Consider the following 4,752-nt stretch of genomic DNA (forward strand, 5'->3'; position numbering starts at 1 on the left):
CACCGTGACCCTGATCGGCGCCGGCACGGATTCGCCGATCAGGGTCACGGTGGGCGTCACGCTCGCCGGCCATGACGCGATGGTGCAGCGGCTGTGGTTCAGCGCCTTTGCCCAGCAGCTGGCGCTGGTGGCGATCGCCGGCCTCTTCGTGCTGCTTGGCCTGCGCCGCGGGCTGGCGCCGCTGATGCGCCTGCGCGATACGGTGCGCTCGCCGGATCGCAGCGATCTCGACCCGGTCGAGGTGCCGGGCGCGCAAAGCGAGATCCGGCCGCTGATCGACGCGCTCAACGCCTATATGGAGCGCGTGCGGGCGCAGATGGCGGCGCAGCGCCGCTTCATCGCCAATGCCGCGCACCAGCTGCGTACGCCGCTGGCGCTCATGTCGACACAGGCGAGCTATGTGCTGCGCGAAAGCGCCGCCGACCGGCGCGAGGAGGCGCTGGTGGCTCTACAGGCAGGCTCCGGCCGGCTGGCGCGGCTGGCCGAACAGCTGCTTACGCTGTCGCGCGCCGAGCCGGGCAGCCGCCGGCCGCGTGCCGACCGCATCGACCTCACCGAAGCCGCCCGCGAGGTGCTGGAAACACATGCGCCGAAGGCCGTCGAGCGCAACATCGATCTTGGGCTCGAGGAAGCCGGACCTGTTCCCGTCATCGGCGAGGGCACCATGCTGCGCGAGATGATCGTCAACCTGGTCGACAACGCGCTGCGCTACACGCCAGCCGGCGGCACGGTGACCGTCCAGCTGGCCGCGATCGGTCGCGAGGGCGTGCTGACGGTCACCGACACCGGTCCCGGCATTCCGGCCGAAGAGCGCGAGCAGGTCTTCGAGCGCTTCTACCGCATTGCCGGTGCTGCCGAGGAAGGCAGCGGGCTCGGACTCGCGATCGTACGCGAGGTGGTCGAGAATGCCGGCGGCAGCGTTGCGCTTGGCGGGGCCGCCGGCAGCGGGCTCAGGGTCGAGGTCCGGCTGCCGCTCGCCGCGCCCCAGGACAGGCCGACTGGAGCGGTCAGGCCCCCTGCTCGTTGAACGGCGCCGGACGCCATTTGACGACGTAGTTCTCGAAACGGGTGATGATGAACTCCACCACCAGCGCCATCACCGCCAGGATAATCATGGCGGCGAAGACGCCATTGGCGTTGAACGCGCCCTGGGCGGTCGAGATCAGCAAGCCCATGCCCTGCTTGGCGCCGAGGAACTCGCCGACCACGGCGCCGACCAGCGCGAAGCCAAAGCTGACATGCAGGCTCGCCAGGATCCAGCTCATGGCCGATGGGATGATGACTGTGGTGGTGATCTGGTAGGGCGAGGCGCCGAGGATCTGGGCGTTGGCGATCATCGCCCTGTCGGCCTCGCGCACGCCCTGGAAGGCGTTGGCGAAGACCACGAAGAACACCATGACGACGGCCAGCGCCACCTTCGAGGCCATGCCGAGGCCGAGCGCAATGATGAAGACCGAGCCCAGCACGACGCGCGGCACCGAGTTGGCGATCTTGATGTAGATCGAGAAGACATCCGCCAGGAGCTTGTTGCGGCCAAGGATGATGCCGGCGGCGATGCCGCCGACGGCGCCGATGGCGAAGCCGAGGAAGGTTTCCTCGAGCGTCACATAGATCTGCAGCCAGAGCGGCCCCTGCGAGGTGCCCTCGGTGACCCAGGACCAGATCTGCTCCCAGATGCCGGAGGGGCTTGAGAAGAAGAACGGATCGATGACGCCGTGATCGGCGCCAAGTTCCCAAAGAGCGAGGAAGACGATCAGGATGGCGAGCCGCAGGCCGATAACCAAGGCATGGCGGCGGCGCAGCCGCGCCCTCGCCCGGGCTTCCGCGGCGACGATCGAGGTCGCGCGGGCGGCTTGGTGAGAGGCTGGAGAGATGGCGGTCATGGCAAGTCTCCTTTCAATGGCCGGTCTGCAGGCCGCGGCTCTGGCCGAGCTGCACTTCCTCGCGCAGGTCGTTCCAAATCACCTTGGCGATCTCGATGAATTTCGGATCGTAGCGGATGTCGGCCATGACACGCGGGCGCGGCAGGTCGATGCGATAGACGCTCTTCACCGTGCCCGGCCCGGCGGTGAGCACATAGACCTTGTCGGCCAGCGCCACCGCCTCCTCGAGATCGTGAGTGACGAAGACGACGGAGGATTTGAGCTCCGACCAGAGGCCGAGCAGCTCGTCCTGCATGGCGGTGCGGGTCTGCATATCGAGCGCGCTGAACGGCTCGTCCATCAGCAGGATCTTCGGCTGGTTGATGAAGGTTTGCGCTAGCGCGACCCGCTTGCGCATGCCGCCAGAGAGCTGGTGCGGATAGTGTTTCTCGAAACGCGCAAGGCCGACGCGTGCGATCCAGTCGCGCGCCCGGTCATAGGCTTGCGCCTTCGGCGTGCCGCGATAGAGCGGGCCGGCGGCGACATTGTCGATCACGCTGCGCCACGGAAACAGCGCGTCCGCCTGGAAGACGAAACCGATGTCGCGGCTGATCTCGGTTACGGGATTGCCCATGACGCGGACATTGCCGGTCGTCGGCCTGAGCAGCCCGGTGACGAGGTTGAGCGTCGTCGACTTGCCGCAGCCGGTCGGCCCGACGACGCAGGCGAACTCGCCGCGCGCCACCGTCATGGTGAAATCGCGGATGGCCGTCATCATGTGGCCGTCGGGGGTGACGAAGCGCAGCGTCACATCGTCGATGGCGATCGCGGCATCGGCCGGCGCCGCGGCCGGAGACAATTTCTCGGCCGCCATGGTTTGCAACTGCATGGCACACTCCTGTAGCGATGGTGCGAGGATGGCTGGGGCTCGAGCCCATGGGCCCGCCGCGCCTCGGTATCCGGAAAGGCGCCGCTGCCGAATTCAGACAAGCGGCGCAACTTGTTGTTCTTCAACGACCGAGCCGGCAGGCCCGGCTCCCTGTCGGCGCTACTTGGCGGCGTCGACGAATGCCGTGGTATAGGTCTTCGACAGATCGATCTGCTTGCCCTGCAAGCTCTTCGAGAAGGTCGACAGCACCTTCAGCACCGTCTCCGGGCCATCGGCGGGCATGCGGCCGTCAGGCGTGAACATCGCCTTGCCGCCGGCCAACCCTTGCACATAGAGGTCCTTGTTGCCGGCGTAATAATCCTTCGGCATCTGGTCCGCGATCTCTTCGGCCGAATGGCTGGCGATATACTTCATCGTCTTGACGAAAGCGTTGGCGAGCTTCTGCGCCTCGTCCTTATGGCTCTCGATCCAGGCGGACTGGACATAGAAGGATGCCGCCGGATAGTCGCCGCCCAGCGCTTCCCTGGTCTTTTCGGGCGTGCGCATATCGACCAGCACGTTGGCCTCGCCGGTCTGAAGCAGCTTGGCGATGGTCGGCTCGGTGGTCATGCCGGCCTGGATCTGGTCCTGCTTGACGGCGGCGATGAAAGTGTTGCCGGCGCCCACCGGCAGCAGCGTGTAGTCGCCCGGCTTCAGGCCGTTGCGCACGGCGAGATACTGCGTCAGGAAATCGGTCGAGGAGCCAAGACCGGTGACGCCGAGCGTGGCGCCCTTGAAGTCGGCCGGCGATTTGATTTCCGGATGCTTGGCCGAAACCAGCTCGACCTCGCCCGGCGCCTGGCTGAACTGGACGATCGACTGGATGTATTTGCCCTTCGACTGCAAGTCGACGGTGTGATCATAGAAGCCGACGACGCCCTGCACGGCACCGGCCAGCAACTCATTCTCGGCCTCGACGCCGGCGCGGGAGTTGACCAGCTCGACATCGAGCCCCTCATCCTTGAAGTAGCCGAGCTGCTGGGTGAGCACGGCCGGCAGGTAGATCTGCTTTTCCATGCCGCCGACGATGATAGTGATCTTGTCGGCAGCCGATGCCGCCGTGGCGCCCGCGGCGACGATGGCAAACGAAAGCGCCGCCGAACGCAAGACGCACTTCGAGATGAAACCGGTCACGTAACTTCCTCCACCTGGGCGGCGTGCCACCAGGCCACGCCGCATTTCCTCCTTGCCGGCCCGCTCCCGGACCGATCCCGCGGCGAACGCCGCAAAAATGTCATGGCATGCCCAAGCTTTCAGCTGGCTTTCAGTCATTTTAGCGGCCGAAAGAGCGAATTCCGCAGCTATCGCTGGTCACGAAGCGGCGAAGCCAAGCACATCGTGCATGCCGTATTCGCCTGGACACTGTCCGGCCACCCAGAGTGCCGCCGCGATGGCGCCGCGAGCAAACATCGAGCGGTCGCCAGCCGAGTGCGAGAGCGTCAGCGCCTCGCCCTCGGCGAGGAAGCTGACGGAATGCTCGCCGATGATGCTGCCGCCGCGCAGCACGGCGAAGCCGATCTCGCCGGCAGGGCGTGTGCCGACAATCCCATTTCGAGCGCGCCGCGCCACTTCGTCCAGCCTGACGCCGCGTCCGCGCGCCGCCGCCTCGCCCAACATCAGCGCCGTTCCGGACGGCGCATCGACCTTGAAACGGTGGTGCGCTTCCAGGATATCGATGTCGCAATCGTCAGCCCCAAGCGCCCGCGCCGCCTGCTCCACCAGCCCGGTCAGCATGTTGAGACCCAGCGAGTAACTGCCGGAGCGCACGATCGCGATCGTCTTCGCCGCGTCGGCGATCGTCTCCAGCTCGGAACCATCTAAGCCGGTGGAGCCGATCACCAGCGCCGGACCGCCGCGCGCCGCGCATGCCTTTGCTAGTTCGACTGACGCCGCCGGCGTGGTAAAGTCGATGACGACGTCGGCAAGCGCCAGCGCCGCGTCGCGCGCGACCAGCCCCTCGCC

At 66.6% G+C, this 4,752-nt stretch carries 5 protein-coding genes; 1 reads left to right on the forward strand and 4 read right to left on the reverse strand.

What is annotated here, in order from left to right; translation table 11 throughout:
- Nucleotides 1–1,027, forward strand: a 1,027-nt coding sequence (locus EOA79_RS29675; protein ID WP_164894003.1) for a HAMP domain-containing sensor histidine kinase, incomplete at its 5' end; no start/stop codon positions are given.
- On the opposite strand, the gene EOA79_RS29680 is transcribed toward EOA79_RS29675, so the two are convergent.
- The 4 genes from EOA79_RS29680 to dapB form a co-directional block, all read right to left on the reverse strand.
- Nucleotides 1,008–1,883, reverse strand: a complete 876-nt coding sequence (locus EOA79_RS29680; protein WP_095826471.1) for an ABC transporter permease — start codon at nucleotides 1,881–1,883, stop codon at nucleotides 1,008–1,010. The two genes, EOA79_RS29675 and EOA79_RS29680, sit on opposite strands and share 20 nt — an antisense overlap.
- A gap of 13 nt (nucleotides 1,884–1,896) precedes the next feature.
- Nucleotides 1,897–2,751, reverse strand: a complete 855-nt coding sequence (locus EOA79_RS29685) for an ABC transporter ATP-binding protein (protein ID WP_095784161.1) — start codon at nucleotides 2,749–2,751, stop codon at nucleotides 1,897–1,899.
- A gap of 159 nt (nucleotides 2,752–2,910) precedes the next feature.
- Nucleotides 2,911–3,897 carry an ABC transporter substrate-binding protein gene (locus EOA79_RS29690; RefSeq protein ID WP_245459230.1) on the reverse strand — a complete coding sequence of 329 codons (987 nt, stop codon included), beginning with the start codon at nucleotides 3,895–3,897 and terminating at the stop codon, nucleotides 2,911–2,913.
- Nucleotides 3,898–4,101: 204 nt separating this feature from the next.
- A partial coding sequence (dapB, locus tag EOA79_RS29695; protein ID WP_128293548.1) for a 4-hydroxy-tetrahydrodipicolinate reductase occupies nucleotides 4,102–4,752 on the reverse strand: 651 nt, incomplete at its 5' end.

Origin of the sequence: Mesorhizobium sp. M1A.F.Ca.IN.020.03.2.1 (assembly GCF_004023205.1) — a bacterium.
Classification (GTDB): domain Bacteria; phylum Pseudomonadota; class Alphaproteobacteria; order Rhizobiales; family Rhizobiaceae; genus Mesorhizobium.